This is a genomic window from Rivularia sp. UHCC 0363 (assembly GCF_034931125.1).
Classification (GTDB): Bacteria; Cyanobacteriota; Cyanobacteriia; order Cyanobacteriales; family Nostocaceae; genus Rivularia.
In genome coordinates this window covers 81274-102463 of sequence record NZ_JAYGHM010000011.1, presented here as the reverse complement: position 1 = coordinate 102463, position 21190 = coordinate 81274, and the positions used below count along the sequence as shown (strand labels likewise).

General features: G+C 38.2%; 16 protein-coding genes. 12 read left to right on the top strand and 4 right to left on the bottom strand.

Going from position 1 to position 21190, the window contains the following annotated elements:
- The first annotated feature begins 126 nt into the window (after window positions 1–126).
- Both VB797_RS08915 and VB797_RS08910 read left to right on the top strand, forming a co-directional pair.
- Window positions 127–369, top strand: a complete 243-nt coding sequence (locus VB797_RS08915; RefSeq protein WP_323237323.1) for an AbrB/MazE/SpoVT family DNA-binding domain-containing protein — start codon at window positions 127–129, stop codon at window positions 367–369.
- 44 nt (window positions 370–413) lie between these two features.
- Window positions 414–710 carry a type II toxin-antitoxin system PemK/MazF family toxin gene (locus VB797_RS08910; protein WP_323237322.1) on the top strand — a complete coding sequence of 99 codons (297 nt, stop codon included), beginning with the start codon at window positions 414–416 and terminating at the stop codon, window positions 708–710.
- Here VB797_RS08910 and VB797_RS08905 read toward each other — a convergent pair.
- Window positions 685–1017, bottom strand: a complete 333-nt coding sequence (locus VB797_RS08905; protein ID WP_323237321.1) for a hypothetical protein — start codon at window positions 1015–1017, stop codon at window positions 685–687. The two genes, VB797_RS08910 and VB797_RS08905, sit on opposite strands and share 26 nt — an antisense overlap.
- Before the next feature lie 254 nt (window positions 1018–1271).
- On the opposite strand from VB797_RS08905, the gene VB797_RS08900 reads away from it, so the two are divergent.
- On the top strand, window positions 1272–2738 hold the full coding sequence (locus VB797_RS08900) for a SulP family inorganic anion transporter (RefSeq protein WP_323237320.1): 1467 nt from the start codon (window positions 1272–1274) through the stop codon (window positions 2736–2738).
- Window positions 2739–2831: 93 nt separating this feature from the next.
- Window positions 2832–3692: a universal stress protein gene (locus VB797_RS08895; protein WP_323237319.1), complete on the top strand. Its 861-nt coding sequence runs from the start codon at window positions 2832–2834 to the stop codon at window positions 3690–3692.
- 113 nt (window positions 3693–3805) lie between these two features.
- Here the strand turns inward: VB797_RS08895 and VB797_RS08890 are convergent, their stop codons facing one another.
- The gene (locus VB797_RS08890) at window positions 3806–5992 is read right to left on the bottom strand and encodes a GumC family protein (protein WP_323237318.1); all 2187 of its coding nucleotides are present in this window, start codon (window positions 5990–5992) and stop codon (window positions 3806–3808) included.
- Between the two features lie 763 nt (window positions 5993–6755).
- On the opposite strand from VB797_RS08890, the gene VB797_RS08885 reads away from it, so the two are divergent.
- Together VB797_RS08885 and galE are read left to right on the top strand one after the other, a co-directional pair.
- Window positions 6756–8147, top strand: a complete 1392-nt coding sequence (locus tag VB797_RS08885) for a sugar transferase (RefSeq protein WP_323237317.1) — start codon at window positions 6756–6758, stop codon at window positions 8145–8147.
- 176 nt (window positions 8148–8323) lie between these two features.
- Complete coding sequence (gene galE, locus VB797_RS08880; protein ID WP_323237316.1) at window positions 8324–9334, top strand: UDP-glucose 4-epimerase GalE; 1011 nt, start codon at window positions 8324–8326, stop codon at window positions 9332–9334.
- 59 nt (window positions 9335–9393) lie between these two features.
- Here the strand turns inward: galE and VB797_RS08875 are convergent, their stop codons facing one another.
- Window positions 9394–9912, bottom strand: coding sequence for a hypothetical protein (locus VB797_RS08875; protein WP_323237315.1), 519 nt, complete (start codon window positions 9910–9912; stop codon window positions 9394–9396).
- A 611-nt stretch (window positions 9913–10523) separates the two neighbouring features.
- On the opposite strand from VB797_RS08875, the gene VB797_RS08870 reads away from it, so the two are divergent.
- From VB797_RS08870 to VB797_RS08845, 6 genes are all read left to right on the top strand, one after another.
- Complete coding sequence (locus VB797_RS08870; RefSeq protein ID WP_323237314.1) at window positions 10524–11363, top strand: transcription factor RcaD; 840 nt, start codon at window positions 10524–10526, stop codon at window positions 11361–11363.
- A 42-nt stretch (window positions 11364–11405) separates the two neighbouring features.
- A complete protein-coding gene (locus VB797_RS08865) occupies window positions 11406–13481 on the top strand; it encodes an ATP-binding protein (RefSeq protein WP_323237313.1) in 2076 nt (691 codons plus the stop codon).
- A gap of 170 nt (window positions 13482–13651) precedes the next feature.
- The gene (locus VB797_RS08860; protein WP_323237312.1) at window positions 13652–16282 is read left to right on the top strand and encodes a DNA translocase FtsK; all 2631 of its coding nucleotides are present in this window, start codon (window positions 13652–13654) and stop codon (window positions 16280–16282) included.
- 163 nt (window positions 16283–16445) lie between these two features.
- Window positions 16446–17330 carry a ParA family protein gene (locus VB797_RS08855; RefSeq protein WP_323237311.1) on the top strand — a complete coding sequence of 295 codons (885 nt, stop codon included), beginning with the start codon at window positions 16446–16448 and terminating at the stop codon, window positions 17328–17330.
- Window positions 17331–17431: 101 nt separating this feature from the next.
- On the top strand, window positions 17432–17689 hold the full coding sequence (locus VB797_RS08850) for a hypothetical protein (RefSeq protein WP_323237310.1): 258 nt from the start codon (window positions 17432–17434) through the stop codon (window positions 17687–17689).
- Window positions 17686–18024, top strand: coding sequence for a type II toxin-antitoxin system PemK/MazF family toxin (locus VB797_RS08845; RefSeq protein ID WP_323237309.1), 339 nt, complete (start codon window positions 17686–17688; stop codon window positions 18022–18024). Before VB797_RS08850 ends, VB797_RS08845 begins: the two co-directional genes overlap by 4 nt.
- Before the next feature lie 92 nt (window positions 18025–18116).
- Here the strand turns inward: VB797_RS08845 and ileS are convergent, their stop codons facing one another.
- Window positions 18117–20996 carry an isoleucine--tRNA ligase gene (gene ileS / locus VB797_RS08840; RefSeq protein ID WP_323237308.1) on the bottom strand — a complete coding sequence of 960 codons (2880 nt, stop codon included), beginning with the start codon at window positions 20994–20996 and terminating at the stop codon, window positions 18117–18119.
- Window positions 20997–21190 lie beyond the last annotated feature (194 nt).

The window sequence follows — 21190 nt, the reverse complement described above, 5'->3', positions numbered from 1 at the left end:
AATTAAATAAATTGTAATGTTGTGTAGCGTTAATCAATAAAACTCTCAAAAAATCTGTTATTATGTAGATACATCGTATATCCTATATAGGATTCGATTGATATTTATATTTAATTTAGATTGATTATGAGTGGAAATATTGCAAAATGGGGAAATAGCCTTGCTATTAGGATTCCGCAACACATAGCGAGAGAGATTAATGTCACCGAAGGTTCGATAGTTGATTTTAGTGTGAAAGATGGGAATTTGACTATTCAACCGAAAAAGCGTAAGCGTTATTCACTTGAGGAACTTGTAAGTCAAATCACCCCAGAAAATAGTCATGGCGAAATTGATAGTGGAGTCGCAGTGGGGAACGAAGTTTGGTAACGCGCGGTAATTTTTATATTCCAAGCCGGGGAGATATTGTTTATTTGGATTTTGACCCAATAAAAGGTCACGAACAAAGAGGTCACAGACCTGCTTTTGTAATTTCACCTTATAAATATAATGAAAAAAACTCCTTGGCTTTATTTATGCCTATTACAAGTAGTCAAAAAAATTACCCTTTTGAAGTAATTCTTCCTCCTGAATTAAAGACACATGGAGTGATTCTTGCAGACCAAATCAAATGTTTGGAATGGAAAGCTCGAAAAGTAAAATTTCTTGAGTCAGTACCAGAGAATTTTATAGAAGAAGTGCAGGCTAAAATTGAGCCATTGATTTTTTGATTTTCGACTTATTCCTAACCTGCAACCACTGATACATGAGCCTTATAAATATCAACAGCTTGATAATTAATTTTCCATGTGTATTCATATCAATTTCCTTTCCATTTCGTATAGACCGCTTGGTTTCCACTTCCCAACCGGATATTCCACCAGCAGGTAATGTTAATTCTTGCAATATATTTGACTCAACTTTCACCTCAAATGGTAATATTTCAATTCCCCAAACACTAGCTGTAACTTCGGCTTTTTCCGGAAATACTTGCAACCGCAATAATAAAGGTGTTTGACTAATATTTCTGACAATCAAATCTTTATAACCATAAGCAACAGTCGCATCTTGACCTAATGTATCACTGGCGCGAAACTGATGAGTCTGCGCTGCCTGCTTTGCCGTGCGTGTAAGCTATTCATTTACCTTTACGTTTTGCATCTTGTCTTACAAGTTCTCCAAGGAAATATCGGCTTTTTTGTGACGAATTATTAATTACGGAATTATGTTAATGAGTGGGCTATTTTGAGTAAGAATTACGCAACTTTACACGAACGGTGTTAGGAGATAAGTTGAACATAACAAATTGGAAACGAGAGTGGTTTTTTAATACCCGGCAAGATATTTTGGCTGGGGCTGTGGTGGGATTGGCTTTGATTCCAGAAGCGATCGCCTTTTCGATTATCGCTGGTGTAGACCCCAAGGTGGGGCTTTATGCTTCGTTTATTATTGCGGTAACGACGGCGTTTTTGGGAGGTAGACCGGCTTCTATCTCTGCTGCTACAGGAGCGATGGCTCTGCTGATGATTGGATTAGTTAAGGATTATGGTTTGCAATTTTTGTTTGCAGCCACTTTTTTGACGGGAATCTTTCAAGTTTTATTTGGAGTGTTGAAGCTGGGACGCTATATGAGGTACGTTCCCAGAGCGGTGATGGTTGGCTATATTAATGCTTTGGCAATATTGATTTTTAAAGCTCAGTTACCCGAATTAATTAATGTTCCGGTAACGGTATACGTCTTGACGGCTTTATCTTTAGCGATTATTTACATTTTGCCTCGCTTTACTAAGGTAGTTCCTTCTCCTTTGGTGGCTTTGGTGGTAATGACGATCGCAGCAATTAGTTTAAAGCTGAACGTTCCCACGGTGGGGGATAAAGGAGAGTTACCAACTGCTTTACCTAGCTTTGCTTTACCTGAAGTGCCGTTTAATCTGGAAACATTAAATATTATTCTGCCTTATTCTGTGACTTTGGCGATCGTTGGTTTATTGGCTTCGTTTTTGACTGCTTCGTTGGTAGATGAATTTACTGATACTCCCAGCGATAAAAATCAAGAAGCCAAAGGACAAGGAATTGCAAATATGATCACGGGTTTCTTCGGAGGTATGGCTGGATGTGGGATGATTGGACAATCGGTAATTAACGTACAGTCTGGGGGAAGAGGAAGATTATCAACTCTCGCGGCTGGTATTTTCCTATTAATTGCAATTTTGGGTTTGCAAGTTTGGGTAAAGCAAATGCCGATGGCAGCGTTAGTAGCCGTGATGATTATGGTGTCAATTGGGACATTCCGCTGGTCTTCGTTTAAGAATATTCGCCGCATCCCCCGCACGGATACCGCCGTAATGTTGACTACAATGCTGGTAATTATTTTTACTAGTAACTTTGCTCTTGGTGTGGTTGTAGGGATTGTGATGAGTACTGTATTCTTTTCCCGTAAAATTGCTCAGTTGGTATTTGTAGATAAAATACTGAGTCAAGATGGCTCCCACTGCACTTATAAGGTAGCTGGACAAATATTCTTTTTATCAAGAGATGAGTTTTTAGAGTATTTTGATTTTACGGAGTTAGTCGAGCGTGTAACAATCGATCTAACTCATGCTCACCTGTGGGATCAAGGAGCAGTAGAGGTACTTGATAAAGCGATACTCAAATTTCGCCGTAATGGAGCAGAAGTAGAATTAATTGGACTCAATGAAGCTAGTGCTACTTTGCTAGATAAATTAACAGACTATCAAAAATCCACAGCCCGCTCATAAGTATGATAATTCCTATCTTACTACTCCCTACTCCCTACTCCCTACTCCCCATGCCACCAAAAAATTCTTTCATTTACAGGGGCTGGAATTACCGTGAAAAATATTTTACTTTGTACCGATGGTTCAACTTTTGCCGAAAATGTCTATAAATACGGGGCTTGGTTTTCTCGCTCCTTTAAAGCTCATATTCAAGTTTTGTCTGTCACGGATATTCGCAGCCAACAAGTAGCTTCGACGGGTAATTTAAGCGGTAGTATTGGACTTGGCGCTACCGAAAATTTACTGAATGAATTAGTAAATTTAGAACATGAAAGAGCCAAGTTAAATAATCAACGGGCAAGGTTAATTTTAGATAATGCAGCCCAGACTTTGAAAGCTGAAGGTATAGAAGATTTTAATTTAATTCATAAAACAGGATTCCTGGTGGATTGTTTGCATGAATTTGAAGACAGTTCAGATTTAATTGTTTTGGGTAAACGGGGAGAAGCAGCGGATTTTGCACGGGGACATTTAGGGGCAAATGTGGATCGGATTGTTCGTAGCAGTCGCAAGCCTTGTTTAGTTACTCCTGCTGAATTTAAACCGATTCAACGCATTTTATTAGCTTATGACGGTAGTTCAACGGGAAAAAAGATCCTGAAATTTTTAGCAAATTCCCCTAACTTTCAAAGTTTAGAAATACATCTATTAACGGTAGTGAAAGATAGTTCGGAGCAAAGTGCAACAGCGATTAATGAAGCCGAACAATCTTTAAAAAGAGCAAGATATCAGCCGATTTGCAGCTTATTAGAAGGTGAATCTGAAAAAGTCATTGCTAAGTATGTTAACGAACAAGATATTAGTCTTTTACTTATGGGAGCTTACGGACATAGCCGCATTCGTAACTTAGTAATTGGTAGTACCACTGCTCAACTACTGAGAAGTAGCAATATTCCTTTGTTATTATTCCGTTAATTTAAGTAAAATTAATAAAAATGGAACATAGATAATTAATTACGTTCACCGGAGGTTTCCCGTTCACCGCAAGGTGTCCCGTAGGGAAGGGTATTACGAATTATTTTCACCCGCTATCTAATTTCAACTTTAATAATATCAGTATCAACTTTTCCATTCATTTCGATTGGATTTATACCGTAATAACCCTTGTTATAATAATATCCGCCGTAACTGTTATCACCAGTAACACCATTGACTACCATACCCAAAACGCGCTGACCGGACTGTTGTAACAACGATTTGGCCGCACTTACGGAGCCAGTATTTGCAACGCCGGGACGTACAACTAATAACATTCCATCTGCTAGTTTACCCAAGTTTAAAGCGTCGGCAACCGCCGTTAAAGGTGGAGCATCAATAATTACAAAGTCATAATCAAGGCTAGCATCTTTTACCAAACTAGCCATGCGCTGAGATTCTAGCAAAGCTAAGGGATTAGGGGGAATTTTCCCGCAGGTCAGCACATCTAATGTTACCAGTGCTTCTGCTACGCTGCCGTGTAAAGTCGCTTGTCCCACCAATACATTGCTCAACCCAATCATGTTGGGTAGATTCCAGATTTCCTGCTGTCGGGGACGACGCATATCTGCATCTATCAATAATACTCGTCGTCCTACTTGAGCGATCGCAACTGCTAAGTTCGCTGAAACAAAGGATTTACCTTCACCCGTGATGGAACTGCTGACTACAATTACTTTTAATGCTTTATCAGATATAGTGAAACCGAGATTTGTCTGAAGTATTTCAAAAGCATTGGTCGCGGGTGAATAGGGATTGTTGAGTACGGGTAATTCTTTTTTCTCTTTGTCTTTTTCATCCACATGAGGAATAGTACCCAATAATGGATAACCCAAAAGTCTCTTGGCTTCATCCAGGGTTTTGAGGGATTTATCCATTGCTTCGAGTATCAACGCGGTTCCTACACCCAACAGTATTCCTAAGAAGCCACCTAGAGCCAGATTCAGCAAGATTTTGGGTGAAATTGCTACATCGGGAACCAAAGCTGAAGCAATCACCCTGGCATTTCCGACATTCTGCTTTTCAACTACCTGAGCTTCTTGGAATTGCTTTAATAACTGTTCGTATGTTGATTGCGCTGCTTGTAATTTCCGCTGCAATTCTCGCTGTTGTTGCTCTAATTTAGGTAAAACCCCTAACCGTGCTTGATTTGATGTCAAAGCTTTACTCAATAAGCCGACTCGATTGATTGCAGCTAAGCGGTCTACCTCAGATTTGACCAGTTCGGCTGTCAGGGCTTGCTTTAATTCACCAATTTGTAAATCTGGTTCTCTTACAGATACTCCATTACCGACAATTTGTCCAACTCGTCCTTCAAGTTGGTTTCTCAAGGCTTGCAATTTCTGAGAAAGATTAATAATTGTCGGGTGTTCGTCAGTTAAACGAGTTCGCGCTACTGCTAACTCATCTTGGGTCTTCTGGAATTCCGTAAGTACTTGCTGTACGGCTGGAGATTGACTCAAACTTGAGAGTGCTACCGCTTGCTGCGTCTGCAATTTCAATTGATTTTTTAAAGCCTCGGAGCGAGTCATCGCTTCCACTAACTGTGCCTGAGCTTGAGTAATATTCTGCGATAGACTATTGAGACTTTCTACCCCAACCCTTGCTTCTTCTTCTAAAGCAACGACACCATTTTGCTCTTTGAATTGACGCAAAGCTGCTTCTGCTTGGACTACTCTCGCTTCGATTTCTGGTAATTCTTTTTGCAAAAATTCCCGCGCTGCTCTTACTTCTGAAGTGTTGTTTTCAACATTATTTTTCAAATAATCGTTCATCAGAGAATTTATCACATTTGCTGCTTCCTTGGGGTCGGTACTTTTATAAGAAAGCTGCAAGACATCGGTACCACGGATGGTTTTAACGCTAAGTTGTTTGAGAAAAGCTTCGTAAGGGAGGGGTTCACCTTCTTTGTTTTTGAGGTCAAATTTAGTTATGGTTTCTCTAATCAGAGGATGGGATTGGATCACTTCAGCTTCCGTATCCAGGGGGTTACTCAAGTTTGTAATACCGCTGAGTTCTCCAATTTGTCCGCCTAAACCTGAAAGGGAAGAGATATTGTTACTCTTATTAAAAAGTAATTTACCTTCTGCTTGATAAACTTGTTTTTGTCTAAAGGTAACGAAAGCTGCTAATCCAATAACAGAGCCAGTTACAAGCACCGCAGGCAGCCAGCGCCTTTTGAGAATCAGCCAGTATTGTTGCAAATCAATATAGTCTTGTTCTTCTTGGTCTACTTGCATCTCATTTGTCATATAACTCACAACTCTCGCTATCGACTTATACTAAATTTTCACTTCTGATAAATTACGGCACTTTCGTGTACCTGATAATATATTCTTTTATAGACGTTTCCTGTTTATCCCTTAGATAACCATGTTCATCTGGGTATATTATTTTAATTTTAATATCTGCTACTAGCATTAATTATTTAACAGTATTCTGCCAATTTGAAAAGTCTGGAGCTATACCTATAAGTTAATATTTACCTTTCTTTTAAAAAGCATTTCAAAAAATGTTGAGAAATTGTATTGTTCCTCACAAATATTATTTCGCGATCGCAGTGTATTTTAATTCAATTGTCACGCACCAACCTTTTGCTTGTGACAATTGCGGTCATTCCTGATTGATTTTTGTTTTAAATCATATACATAGAAATAGATTATATATAAAGTTATTATCTATTCCAAAAAGAAGATGTAGTGTAATTTGGAATACATAAATTATCTCGTTTGTCTATCTACAACAGCTATAAATATTGAAATTAATATAAAAAAATATTTTTATTTGATTAAATGTATTCTATCCGATCTTGATATTTTCTTCCGGAAGTCATATTTTCTATACGTAGTAATACCATTTACTTTAGATATCGCTTGTATTTGCTTTATCTAAGATAATTTGCTGAAAAATCTAGTATAGTTCAACGCTGCGTATAACTTTAAAAAAAACAAAAAACAGAGGAACTACCGACTAATGCAGGAGGCTTTATCTCATAAGGGATCTATGAGTTTAGATTCACAAAAAGTGATCGGAGGTATTCCTAAATTACTTTTACTCACAGATATTATTGGCTTAGTTTCTTCACTAGGAGTTATTTTTTGGCTGCGTTTTAATCAATTAGTTAATTGGTTTAATCCAACTTCTTACGGTTTTATATTTTTAGTTCTCGGATCGCTATATTTAGCTGATACTTATAAACCAGAAAAGCAAATTGCCGGTTTAAGAGCGCCAGCACGGATTATCTTAAGTAATATATTCGTTGCGATCGTCAGTGCAGCAGTCATTTATATATCTGGTGCTTGGAGAAGCAACCCTTTATTATGGCGGAGCGTTTTACTACCAACTCTGGCTGTTTTTACCATTTGGGCAATAATATTACGAATTTGGACGGCTAAATTGATTCGTCAATACGCTCAACAAAGTCGTTGGTTAGTCTTAGGTGCAAATAAGAATACAATTCAATTTGCTCAAAACTTCCAAGCACATAATTCTCTAGGACGTTTGGTAGTTTTAACTGAATCGGATGATTCAGATTTTTCTAAACATTCGTTTCCATTGGAACAAAAATATACAGTAAGTACAATTGCAGATTTACCGGAGTTGAGTTTGCAGCGCTGGACTGGAGTATTGTTAGAAAGCCAAATCGAATTATCAGGTTCGTTGGTACAACAGTTGATGGCAATGCGATTGCAAGGAATTCCTGTTTACAAGCTGCCAGATATTTACGAAAATCTGTGGTACAAACTTCCTTCATCTTTGCTACAAGATACTTGGTTTACTTTCAGTACGGGTTTTAATCTGATGTCTGGTGGGATTAATACCAGAGTAAAGCGAGTCATGGATACGATCGCATCGGCATTGCTGTTGTTGATTCTGTCTCCTTTGATGTTGTTAGTAGCACTATTAATCAAATTAGATAGTCCAGGCCCGGTTTTTTATTCTCAAGAACGTACAGGATTAAATGGTAAAACATTCAAAGTCCACAAGTTCCGCTCGATGTCTCAAGACGCTGAAAAGTCTGGCGCACAATGGGCGCAGAAACGCGACTCCCGAATTACGCGGGTGGGATATTGGTTGCGATTAATGCGAATCGATGAACTTCCGCAGGTGTGGAATGTTTTGAAAGGAGAAATGAGTTTGATTGGTCCGCGTCCGGAAAGACCGCAGTTTGATGCTCAGTTAAAGGAAGCGATTCCTTATTACGAGATTCGCTATTTAGTCAAACCGGGAATAACAGGATGGGCCCAGGTACTTTATCCTTACGGTGCATCCATTGAAGATGCTTATGAAAAGTTATCTTACGACCTTTATTACATCAAGAATTATTCTATCTGGTTAGATATAGCGATATTTTTCAAAACTATTCGAGTGGTTTTATTAGGTAAGGGTAGATAAACTCAATTTTAGATTTTAGATTTCCTATAAGCTATCCCACAACTGATATTTGTCTAATTCTAATTATTTGATTACCCCGTGCTGTAGTAGGGTATATGGCCGTTCTAATGAAAACCGAGTTATTTTGTTTATCAGAAAATTCTGCATATTTTGTATTCCAATTTAAGAATAGGTAAATGAATAAGAAAGTTCTGGTAACTGGAGGAGCTGGATATATCGGCTCTCACGTTGTACGTCAACTTGGAGAAGCTGGCTACGATGTAATTATTTATGACAATTGTTCGACAGGTTCTGCTGAGTCTTTACTTTTTGGTGAATTAATTATTGGAGATTTAGCTGACACCAAACTTCTTTATCAAGTTCTTTCTCAACATAAGTTTAGTGCGGTACTTCACTTTGCGGCTAGTCTGATAGTACCAGAATCTGTTGCCCGTCCTTTAGACTATTACAGCAACAATACTCGCAACACTCTGAATTTACTTGAATGCTGTAGTTTGACAGGTATAAATAAGATAATCTTTTCCAGCACAGCCGCAGTTTATGGCGAACCGGAGCAAATTCCTGTAACGGAGTTGACACCAACGCAGCCTATTAATCCTTACGGACGCTCAAAACTGATGAGTGAATGGTTAATTCAAGATTACGCCGCTGTTTCTAATCTCAACTACGTAATATTACGCTACTTCAATGTAGCCGGAGCCGAGCCTCGCATTAGAATAGGACAAATCTCTCCGAATGCAACCCACTTAATAAAAGTTGCTTGTGATGCAGCTTTAAAACGTAGATCGGAACTATTGATTTTTGGTACCGATTTTTCAACTCCCGACGGTACAGCAATTCGAGACTATATTCACGTTGAAGATTTAGCATCAGCACATTTGGATGCTTTGCGTTACTTAGAAAAAGGCAATCAAAGCGAAATATTTAACTGCGGTTACGGAGCAGGATATAGCGTTCGTGAAGTAGTTGAACGGGTGAAAGCAATTTCTGAAACTGACTTCCCCGTTATTGAAGCTAAACGTCGTCCTGGAGATCCAGCTTGTGTAATGGCTGAATCTGATAAAATTCGTCAGGTGCTTAATTGGCAACCTAAATATAATCAGTTAGACACAATTATTGCGACTACTTTAGCTTGGGAAATGCGAAAGAAAGCCAAGCAAAATCATTTAGTCAGTCGCATATTTTAATGTGTCACCGAATTTTAGATTTTCAATTACCCGCTTACCCCATTTATTTAACACCAAAATTATTTCGACCATTCGTCAATCACGGTCAATATTGTTTTATCCCCCAATCCTTTTACTGAATTAACTACATCGCGATAATCTGTAAATTCTTGGTTTGATTTTTTTTCGCGAGCGTTTACGATCCCTTGAGAAAGCTTTTCCGCACCGGGAATTCTAGAGCGTTGCAATTTTATAAATAACTGTTCTCGATCTAAAGTATTGATCGAAGTTAAGGGATGACTTGGTTGAGGAATTCTATTTTCAAGTTGCTTTAATTCTTCGTCAGTTATTTTTCTTTGTTGAGTTATTTTTGAATTTAATTCGTTAATTTGCTTTTCAAGTCGTAATTCCAGATTTTGTACGCGAGATTCTAAGTTACTTGTATCGGTAGTTGTTTGTACTGACTTTTCAGATGATTCTTTTGGTTCTTTCCTCCTAAGAATAGCGGCTTGTTTGACAACTAAATCTTCAAGTTTGGGTGAAATTACAAATGCATTGACCATTTCACCTTTACGAGCATCTTTTTCCTTTGCTCTCACAGCAGCGTAATATTCAAAATGTCCATCAACTACGGCAAAACTTTCTATCCCTGTGGCTTTAACTACTAACGGTTTAATAATTCCTTCTGCTTCTAAAATTATCTCAGCAAGATTGTCTAAATCTGCTTCAGTAAAATTGGAACGAGGAACATCAGAAGTAATACTTTTTACGTCAAAAAGGCAATTTTAATGACCTCTATAATTCTTTAATCGTAGAAAATAGCCTGGTAATTTATTGATTATCTCATAGCCAGACGTTGTTTAGGTTTAATCAATAGTACTTCTACATTTGTATAATAAATAATATACAATTTACAGTAGATAGGGAGATGGGGAGTATATAAGGGAGCAAGATGTTCTCACTACGGAAATTAATTAGAACGAATATAGTAAATATTTTTTATTAATTAGGACTTACACAGGAATAAGGGAAAATATTGTGTTCCAGACCCTTTCGATCCACCCCCTTAAAAAGAGGGTTTTACGTAAGTCCTGTTAGTAATCTTACAGTGTAGTAAAAGCACATAACGGTTAGGATAAAAAAAAAGGAAACAAACTTAGACCCTTTGCGGTCAGGTATTGCTGACTAATATATAGGCAAAATTACCCATATGGATACGAACGAGTTAAAGTTTTTACTGAAGTTGTTAGGGTGCGAAAATTACCGCTCGACCTTGAGTGGCAATGCTTTCAAATCATTTAAGGGTAAAAACACAATTTGCCAAAATTTGGGCGATCGCGATATCATCGATTATTCTCGCGAGATTGCTACTGTCAAAATTTTACCCCCCGGTCAAGCTTTGTTGGAACTTGATGCGGCGGAGATTCCCATCGAGCAGAAAGAACTTAAGATATTGGAGAATGTCGGTAAAGCTTCAGGTAAAATAGCACCGAGTAAAATCAAATCTTCGTTGAAAGCTGCACAGAAGGAAGAGATATTAAAAAGTTTAGGCGATCGCGGATTAATTGAAACTGAAATCAAGATTAAAAAGACGAAAGCTGAAATTTGGCTGACTGAGCGAGGAATTGAATTTTTACGAGATGATTACAATCCTAAGAAGGGGACTAACCCAACTCTAAGTTTAGATTTACTAAATAATTATCTGCGCTTTTTACGGAAAACTCTACCAAGTAAGTCGGAACAAGCAAGTATTACTACGGAGTCTACTGTAGAAATTACTAATATTACTGACGAAGAAATTTTACAAATCATCCTGAAATTGGATAAAGACTTAGGTACTGAAAATTATTTGCCAATCTTCCATTTGCGGCAGAAATTACAGCCACCACTATCGCGGGATGAGTTAGATAAAGCACTTTATCGCTTGCAAGCTGACGACAAAATTGATTTAGGTACTTTGCAAGAAGCTAGCGCTTACACTCCCGAACAAATTGATACTGGGATTGTACAAAATGCTGGTGGTCCGCTGTTCTATATCTCAGTTGAATAGCTATCTTTTCTTTTAATTCGCGACTCACACCATAGTTTAATCATGACATCTATCGATAATATTATTAAGCGTGAGGTCAATCCTTTTGGTCTCATAAATCTCAAACCGGGTAACTTTTGGGGAGAAAAACAAGATTCAAGTAACAGCGTTGATTCAATTCATCAAGAAGTAATTACTGAAATCGAAGAGCTTCTCGATTTAGTTATTAAAGATAATCGTAGCCGCAGCTTACTACTTTTAGGCGATTCTGGTTCTGGTAAAAGTTATTTATTAGGTCGTCTCAAACGTATTCTTAATTCTAAAGCCTTTTTTGCTTATATTGGTCCTTGGGCTAATAGCGACTATATTTGGAGACACATTTTACGTTCTACCGTTGATAGCTTAATTCAAACACCCGAAGGACAGCAAGAATCGCAGTTACTGCTATGGCTGAAAAACTTATCAGCCTTTACGAAAAGTAACAATAGTTGGTTGTTTTTACAGAGCGATCGCCGTAAATTTATTCAACATCTGAAAAGAACTTATAACATAGCTGGACTCTACAATCCTGACTTTTTTTTTGGAGTGCTGCACGATTTAACAGATCCAGAATTATATCCTATCGCTTGCGAGTGGCTGCGGGGAGATGACTTAAGCGAAGAGTCAATGCAGGCTTTGAAAGTTAGTCGCTGTATTGATTCAGAAGACGAAGCTAAAAATATTTTAGCAAATTTTGGCAGAATTTCAGATCAAACTCAACCGATTGTTTTATGTTTTGATAATTTGGATAATATTCCTCGTTTGTCCCCTGATTATCAAGATTTTCAATCTTTATTTAATGTGAATACAACTATTCATAATAGCTATCTAAAAAATTTTTTGGTTATTATTAGCGTCATTACTGATACATTGAGAAGAAATTTAGATAGCATTCCACTAGCTGATAAACAGAGAATTGATAAAACGGTAAAATTAAAAAAAATTAATTTAGAACAAGTAGAAGCTCTTTGGACTTATCAGCTAAAACCATTACATCAACAAGCTAATTCGCAGCCGACACCAGCAATTTTTCCATTAACTCAGCAATTTTTGACAGAAAGTGTTCGTGGTGGTAAAACTCTGCCTAGAAATGCTTTAACTTTAGCAAAGAATGAGTATCAACAATACAAACTACGGCTGATAGATATTAAAGAAAGACCGTCACAAGACGGCAATGCTAAAAATGTTAAAATTGGCATTGAAATTCCCGGACAGACTAAACCCTCGATAGTTATTACTATTACAGAACCAACCACAGACGGGACAACAATTGCAGCGGAATTTGAGTTGCTATGGCAAAAAGAATATAAGAAAAATCAGGAAAAAATCAAGAAAATAACTTTATTATCAGCACCCGATTTGATTGGAAATTTAAAAGAAGCCTTAGAAGCATTACAAGTACAGGGAATTAAACAAAAGCTTATTAGTGGTAAATATGCGGGTTATTCTTTGAGCTATCAACAACCCGGAAAGCGCGAACGGATAGGAATAGTTTGGACGGAAGATTCTAATATGACCAGCTTTTTTAATATTATGAATGCTTCTCTTAAAGCAATTCAAAATCAGCTTTGTGACAAACTATATCTGATTAGAATTGGTAGCGTTGGAAATGGAAAGCTCAAAGGTTATCAACTATATCAGCAGATATTCACAGGTACAGAAAATATTCATATTAAACCAAATCTACCTTCCGTTCACGTATTAGCTACATATCATAGTTTGGTAAATGCTGCTGAAGCCCAGGAATTAGTCGTAGCCGGTAAAACTATCAAATTACAGGAATTGCAAAAGTTAATTCGGGAATCTCAACTTTTGAATAAATGTACTTTGCTACAGAATTTAGGAATTGTTGCGGAAATAGAAAATACTGTAAAGAATAGAAGAGATTTTAGATCGGTACAAAATTTCCTATTTAATCTTGTCAAAACTGAAAAATGTATGGGAGTTCCTACTTTAATTAAAAATTGTATGGCTGAGTTTCCTGATGTGAGTGAAAGTGATATCGGGTTGTTGATTGAAGATTTATATCAAGCAAAAAAAATTAAAATTATCAACCAAAAAGAGAAGTTACAAGATCGGTTGATTTTGTTGAATGTTTAGGGGTTGTTTGAATTTAATCTGGCGGTTGAAACCGCTGCTACACAAACGAAACCCGCCTGCGCGGGTTTAATTAAATCATTAGTCCACGAAGGTGGACTTTGCCTGTGTAGAAGCGGTTTCAACCGCCGTTTATTTTAAATCCCCGTATACTTAATCAATATATTATCTAAATGCACTACCTTACAGATGCTACTCAAATAAAAACCCAAATTAATCAATTTCGCTCATCTAAAATACTATGGCTGGATACAGAAGTTGCTAACTATTGGACTTCTAATCCTAAGCTATCTCTTATTCAAGTATTAGCTAACCCGAAAGATTCAACGGGTGAATCGGCTTATATTCTCGATGTGTTGGATAAACCAGATTTAGCAGCATATTTTATTAACCAAATTATGGTTAACTCCCAGATAGAAAAGGTATTTCACAATGCCAGTTTTGATTTAAAATATCTGGGAGGAAAGTTAACCCCAAATGTTACCTGCACGCTGAAAATAGCTAGAAAAATTACTCGTTATAAATTACAAACATCTAATTTAAAGCTCAAAACTTTAGCAACAGAATTGTGCAACTTTACTAATGTAGATGCCGACGGAGGAGCGAGCGATTGGGGAAAACGACCTCTTACACAAAAACAATTACATTATGCGGCGATGGATACGGTTTATCTAGCTGCGGTGCATTGCAGTTTATTAAAATTTAATTCCGAAGGTGAAAATAATATTCTTAATATGCCAGTTAATACAAATAAATTTACTAAAAAAACCGATAGTTCATCTTTAACCGTTACTAAAGTTAGAGTTGCATTTGAATGTCCGCGTCTGTTTTATCTCGGCGATAAATTCGGCGGTAATACATTATTTCTTCCCCGCGATACTGTAACTGGAATCGGTAAAATTTTCCACGATCTAGCCGATGAATTTATTAATCTGGCAATTGTTGAACCGAGATTTCAGGAATTATTTAAACCAGAAGCATCGCAGTTACAGACTGAAACTGTTGCTGACGAAATGCAGGAGATTTTTTTTAAAGCTAAATTTTCACCTTACCTGGAACAAATTGTTATAAAAGATAGCAGTAAAGCTCAACCAATGCTGCAAGTTTGGCATGGTTTGCGAGATGTAATTAAACGCTTTGCACAAATATTGCTCGTAAATAGACGCTATTGCAGTGCAGAAAGTGTAATTCGCAATACTTTTATTTCAGAAGAACGTCAATTAGAACATTATTTTGATTTACCAAATGGAACCCGACAACAAGTTAGGGGAGAATTTGACTGTTTGGTATACAATTGCGATCGCAAACGTTTATGCGTGGTGGAGTTCAAAACCTATCAACCCGTCGATCCATCAGCGCAATTAGCCCAAGTTTCTCTTTATAGTTATATGCTGCAACAAAAGCAGCAAGTACCTGTAGATTCGGCGGTTTACTGCGTGTTACCGGAGTTCAAGGAGTATTATTATGATTGGGAACAGTTGGAAAACACGATACATCAGTTGATTCCCTACAAGTTACAGCAAATGCAAGAGTGGTTAATTTCGGAACCACCTCTGGAGGTACCACCAACAAGTCAGCCTTATTTGTGCGAAATTTGTCCGCAGCAGCAGAAATGTCAAAGTTATTTCGGTGATGGGGTAGAGATCCCCCCAACCCCCCTTAAAAAAGGGGGGCTTGAAGAAGAAACGGAAGCACAAGAAGATTATCGATCAAAAAACCGCAGAGACGCAGAGGACACAGAGGAAAGAAATCAAGAGGTATTGTTTAATGCTGATGCAATTGGTGAGGAATTGGTAACTACTTTACAATCTTTTGGGATTAATGTAGATTTTATTGGAACTGTTGTAGCACCTAGTTTTATTCGAGTAAAAATCAAGCCTCAATTGGGTGTGAAAGTTATTTCTATTTTAAAATTAGCCCCAGATTTACAGGTACAAATGGGATTGGAAAATCCGCCGTTAATTGCGCCACAATCTGGATATGTCAGCGTCGATCTACCCAATCCTAACAGACACGCAGCTTTGTTTGATGATTATATAAAGTCACAAAAATTACCCGAAACAGCATCAATAAAAATTGCGATCGGTGTAGATTTAGAAGGAAAATTAGTAGAAGCCGATTTATCAGATCCCAATACCTGCCACTTTTTAGTCGGTGGTACAACCGGAAGCGGTAAAAGCGAATTTTTGCGATCGCTACTTCTAAGTTTACTAGTTCGTTATTCACCGCAACATCTGCAAATTGCTTTGGTAGATCCCAAACGAGTCACTTTTCCCGAATTTGAGAAAATGACGTGGCTGTATTCTCCGGTAGTTAAAGATAGCGATAGTGCGATCGCGCTGATGGAAGATTTGGTAAACGAGATGGAGTCTCGCTATCAGCGTTTTGAAACGGTTGGATGTGCCGATTTAGCGGCTTACAATCAACGTGCCGATAAACCTTTACCCCGCATTGTCTGCATTTTTGATGAATATGCCGATTTTATGTCTGAGAAGGAATCTCGTACAGTCCTAGAACAAAGTATAAAACGTTTGGGTGCAAAAGCGCGTGCTGCTGGGATTCACTTAATTATTGCTACTCAACGTCCCGATGCTACAGTAGTTACACCGTTAATTCGCTCGAATTTACCTGGAAGAGTTGCTTTACGTACCGCTAGCGAAGCTGATTCAAGAATTGTTTTAGGAGGTAAAGAAAATGCCGCTGCTTATCTTTTAGGTAAAGGTGATTTACTATACCAAGTAAATTCTAAATTGCATCGCTTACAAAGTTTATTCGCACAAAATATTAAGTTACCTTCAGTATAAATTTTCTTCAAGCCAGTGGGTTTATCAATAATCAACTCACTGGTATAATCTGACTGCCTTAAATAAGAAAACATTGAAAAATCTTAAATCTCGCTATAATTTTCACTCTTATAGAGATATTCACGTTAACTAACTGGGAATGCGTTAACCGAGGACTTAAAAAATGGGATATGTAATTTCGACGGCTAATATGAAGGGTGGTGTGGGAAAAACGACTCTTACGGTCAATTTAGCGACTTGTTTGGCTAAAAATCACGGTAAGCGGGTTTTGGTGCTAGATTTGGATACTCAAATCAGCGCTACTCTCAGCTTGATGTCACCGATAGAGTTTGCTAAGCTGCGAAAAAAAAGACGGACTTTAAGATATTTAATTGATGATATTGTCAAATCATCGGATAGGACAAAATTGTCAATTGAAGAAGTTATTCAAAAAGACGTTAACCAGCTTTCTGGACTTGATTTACTACCGGGAGATATCGACCTTTACGATGAATTTGTAATATCGGAAATGCTGCATCAACAAGCAGTAAATTTAGGTGAAAACAACTTTGAATCTATTTGGAATCGTTTTGAAAGGGTATTACTGGGCAAGATATTAGAACCAGTTATAAATGAATATGATTTTATTCTTCTCGATTGCGCTCCCGGCTACAATCTTTTAACTCGCAGTGCTTTAGCTACTAGTAATTATTATGTTCTTCCCGCGAAGCCGGAACCCTTGTCTGTTGTAGGTATTCAGTTGTTAGAAAGACGGATTGCTCAGTTAAAAGAAAGTCACGAGAATGAAGCGAAGATAGATATTAAAATGTTGGGAATTGTGTTTACAATGTCTAATAGCAATATGTTAACCGGGAGATATTACAAACAAGTAATTAACCGCGTTTATCAAGATTATGGTGCGGAGAAAATCTGTCAAACCCAAATTCCCGTTGATGTAAATGTTGCCAAGGCTGTTGATAGTTTTATGCCGGTGGTGTTAAATAGTCCTCAGTCGGGAGGTTCAAAAGCTTTTACTCAACTTACTCAGGAATTGTTGCAGAAATTGTAATTGGGAATGGGGAATGGGGAATTGGGCATTGGTAATTGCAATGGGAGCCGGAAAGCTCCCTTAATTTGTTATACTATGTCTAATTATATAATGTCTAATTTATGAAAATCAAAAGTCAAATCAGAAAATGGGGGAATAGTTTGGGGTTAATCGTCCCTAGTTCGATAGTCAACGATCTCAAACTGGAGGTTAACACCAATATTTTGGTAAGTCTAGAAGGCGATCGCTTGATTATAGAGCAAGATAAAACATTGCCAACTTTGGATGAAATCTTAGATAGTATTCCTGAAGATTACAGACATCCAGAAGACTTACAGGACTTTCCTCAGTCTGAACCACAGGAGAGAGAGTTAATTTGAGCGTTCAAAGAGGAGAAATTATCAGAATAAACCTTAATCCAACTTCAGGTAGGGAGCAACAAGGAAAAACCAGACCTTGCTTGGTGATTAGCAACACTAAGTTCAATCATCGGCGCAAGATGGTTATTGTTTTACCCATAACTAACACTATCAAGCCTAAAATTAAAACCTTAGTGTCATTACCAGATAATTTATCTATTACAGGATCGGTCGATACAGAACAGGTGCGAAATTTAGACCTAAACGATCAATGGTGGGAAACTACTGGTGTTGTTATTGACCAATATTTGACTGATTATATGGTGGGAATGCTTACAACTTTGCTTAGTTGTTAATAAAGAAAATTGAGAGGACATTTGACTTCTGCTACACATTTGTTAACAAACCCAAACACGGAGACGTTGCATTGCAACGTCTCTACACTGTTTTAAAATTCCCCCTTCAACGCACTAACACATCGTTCACACAACAGCGGATGTTCTTTAAATTCCCCAACTTTAGTAGAGTAATTCCAACATCGATCGCACTTTTCACCGTCTGCTTTTACGACTCCAATTTCCCAGTTATCTGTCTGCAATTTGTGCTTACATTCGACTCCAGGATTATCTAATATCTCTCCTTGAGATGTTAGGAATAAGTAACGAAGTTCGTCTGCTCCGTTGTTGCTGTCGTTCAAAGATTTGACTGCATTTCGCAATTCTTCGTCTTTAATATAAAGTAAAACTTTAGCTTCTAAAGAAGAACCAATCATTTTGTCGATTCTGGCTTCTTCCAATACCTTATTCACATCATTACGAATTTGACGAATTTTTTCCCATAATTTGACTAATTCGGGATTTTTCCATTTCTCTTCCAACTGTACCCAACCAGCTTCAAATACCGATTTGTGGGAAGTTTCGTAGGGTAAAAATTGCCAAATGTCTTCTGCCATGTGAGACAATACTGGTGCGATCGCTTTCGTTAAATTCTCCAGCGCGATCTGCATCACAGTTTGACAGCTACGACGGCGATCGCCATCTACACTACTGATATATAACCTATCTTTACCTGCATCTAAATAAAAGTTGGATAAATCGACGATGCAGAAATTCTGTACGGCTTGGAAGAAGCGCGAAAATTGGAAGGTTTCGTAAGCTTGGGTAACTTCGGTAAATACTTCTGTCATCCGATGCAGCATATATTTGTCAATTTCGGCTAAATCTCTGAAAGCCATTGTATCTGTTTGCGGATTAAAATCATGTAAGTTACCCAGCAAGAACCGCGCTGTATTGCGAATCTTGTTACGGATATCCATGATTTGCTTCAAGGTATTTTTACCAATACCAACATCGTTGGTATAGTCTACCGAAGACACCCACAACCGCAAGACATCGGCACCATAAGCGGGGTCTTGCTTTTGATTTTTTCCGCCTTCGATCACAATTCTGGGGTCAATTACGTTACCTAAAGACTTACTTTGCTTATAACCTTTCTCGTCTAAAGTGTAACCGTGAGTCAACACGATTTTATAAGGTGCAACACCGTTAACTGCGACGCTGGTAAGTAAACTAGATTGGAACCAACCCCGGTGCTGGTCGGAACCTTCTAAATACATATCTGCGGGATAGCGCAATTCTGGACGCTGCTCGACTACGGATGCCCAGGAAGAACCGGAATCAAACCACACGTCCATTGTATCCGTACCTTTACGGTATTTTTTACCGTCATTGCGGTATTGCTCTGGCATCAAATCTTCTACGGACAATTCCCACCAAGCGTCAGAACCTTTTTCCGCAATGATGGCTTGAACGTGCTTGATAATATCTTCATTCAACACCACTTCATTGCTTTCCTCGTCGTAGAATACCGGAATCGGTACACCCCAACTGCGCTGACGAGAAATACACCAATCGCTTCGATCTGCAACCATCGGAGTAATCCGGTTTTGTCCTTGTGCGGGAATCCACTGTACGGATTTGATTTGTTCGAGCGCTGTTTCGCGGAATTTCTCCACGGAAGCAAACCACTGCTCGGTAGCGCGGAAAATCGTTGGTTTTTTAGTTCTCCAATCGTAAGGATATTTATGCGCGTAGGGTTCGTGTTTTATTAATGATTTGGCTTCTGTCAAAGCATCAATTATTGCTTGATTGCCTTCACTAATTTGGTTATTTGTACCGACAACCTTTAATCCGGCAAACTTCCCGGCTTCCTCAGTAAACTGACCGTTTCCATCCACGGGAGCCAGAATCGGTAAATTATAACGCTGACCCACGATGTAATCTTCTTGACCATGACCGGGGGCAGTATGAACCAAGCCCGTACCGGATTCAGTTGTGATGTAATCACCGCCGATAATTACCGGACTTTCGCGATCGAATAACGGATGACGGTAAGTAGAGTTTTCTAAATCCTTGCCTTTAAAAGTGGCTTTGACAGTTAGTTTTGCGCCAAAGGTTTCGGAAAGACGTTCTGCTAAATCCGCAGCGACAATCAGATATTTAAAATTAACTTGCTCTAACTCAACTTCCACCACCGCATAATTAAGCTCCGGATTCACCGCTACGGCTAAATTACCGGGAATTGTCCAAGGTGTAGTTGTCCAAATTGCTACGCCTAAGCTCGGTAAAAACTCGGATAATTTCTCTTTTGCAGCATCCGCTAAATTCGTCATCGGGAAAGCAGCGTAGATACTTGGTGAAGTATGTCCTTCGGGATATTCCAACTCAGCTTCCGCTAAAGCAGTCTGAGAACTGGGACTCCAATGCACGGGTTTTAAACCGCGATAGATGTAACCCTTCAAAAACATATCGCCGAAAACAGCAATTTGTGCGGCTTCGTATTCCGGGTTAGAAGTTAAATAAGGATGCTCCCAATCGCCCCAAACACCATAACGCTTAAAGCTTTCCCGCTGTTCGTTGACGGCTTCCAGAGCAAACTCTTTTGCCTTTTGTCGCAATTTTAAAGGTGTTAAATCCTGCCTTTCTGCGGACTTCATGGTTTGCAACACCTTCAATTCAATCGGCAAACCGTGACAGTCCCAACCTGGTACATAGCTAATTTTACGACCTTGTAAAATCTTGTATCGGTTAATAATATCTTTAAGAATTTTATTTAAAGCGTGACCAATATGTAGCGAACCGTTTGCGTAAGGTGGTCCATCGTGCAAGATAAATAATTCGCCCTTGTTCTCTTGGGAAAGGCGTTGGTAAACTTGTTCATCATTCCAGAACTGTTGGATTTCGGGTTCGCGCTTCGTAGCATTTGCCCGCATATCAAACTGAGTTTTGGGTAAATTTACTGTATCCTTGTAGCTTCCTGATTCAGTCATTCGTTTTTAGATTTTAGATTTACAATTTTGGATTGTGGATTTTCTTGTTCCAAGAAGAGGTCGAGACAACTTTAGATTTTAAATGAAGATTTATCGGACAGGGATTTTCAACAATTATGCGAACGGCTAAAACGCCGATTCGACATTCTATTTGTAATTCCCATTACGGTAATCTTACCGAAAGTCTTGAACTT

Excerpts from the sequence above, each read along its gene's own strand:
- VB797_RS08915 (WP_323237323.1), top strand. The coding sequence starts at position 127 with ATGAGTGGAAATATTGCAAAATGGGGAAATAGCCTTGCTATTAGGATT.
- VB797_RS08890 (WP_323237318.1), bottom strand. The coding sequence starts at position 5,992 with ATGCAAGTAGACCAAGAAGAACAAGACTATATTGATTTGCAACAATAC.
- VB797_RS08885 (WP_323237317.1), top strand. The coding sequence starts at position 6,756 with ATGAGTTTAGATTCACAAAAAGTGATCGGAGGTATTCCTAAATTACTT.
- galE (WP_323237316.1), top strand. The coding sequence starts at position 8,324 with ATGAATAAGAAAGTTCTGGTAACTGGAGGAGCTGGATATATCGGCTCT.
- VB797_RS08870 (WP_323237314.1), top strand. The coding sequence starts at position 10,524 with ATGGATACGAACGAGTTAAAGTTTTTACTGAAGTTGTTAGGGTGCGAA.
- VB797_RS08865 (WP_323237313.1), top strand. The coding sequence starts at position 11,406 with ATGACATCTATCGATAATATTATTAAGCGTGAGGTCAATCCTTTTGGT.
- VB797_RS08860 (WP_323237312.1), top strand. The coding sequence starts at position 13,652 with ATGCACTACCTTACAGATGCTACTCAAATAAAAACCCAAATTAATCAA.
- VB797_RS08855 (WP_323237311.1), top strand. The coding sequence starts at position 16,446 with ATGGGATATGTAATTTCGACGGCTAATATGAAGGGTGGTGTGGGAAAA.
- VB797_RS08850 (WP_323237310.1), top strand. The coding sequence starts at position 17,432 with ATGAAAATCAAAAGTCAAATCAGAAAATGGGGGAATAGTTTGGGGTTA.
- ileS (WP_323237308.1), bottom strand. The coding sequence starts at position 20,996 with ATGACTGAATCAGGAAGCTACAAGGATACAGTAAATTTACCCAAAACT.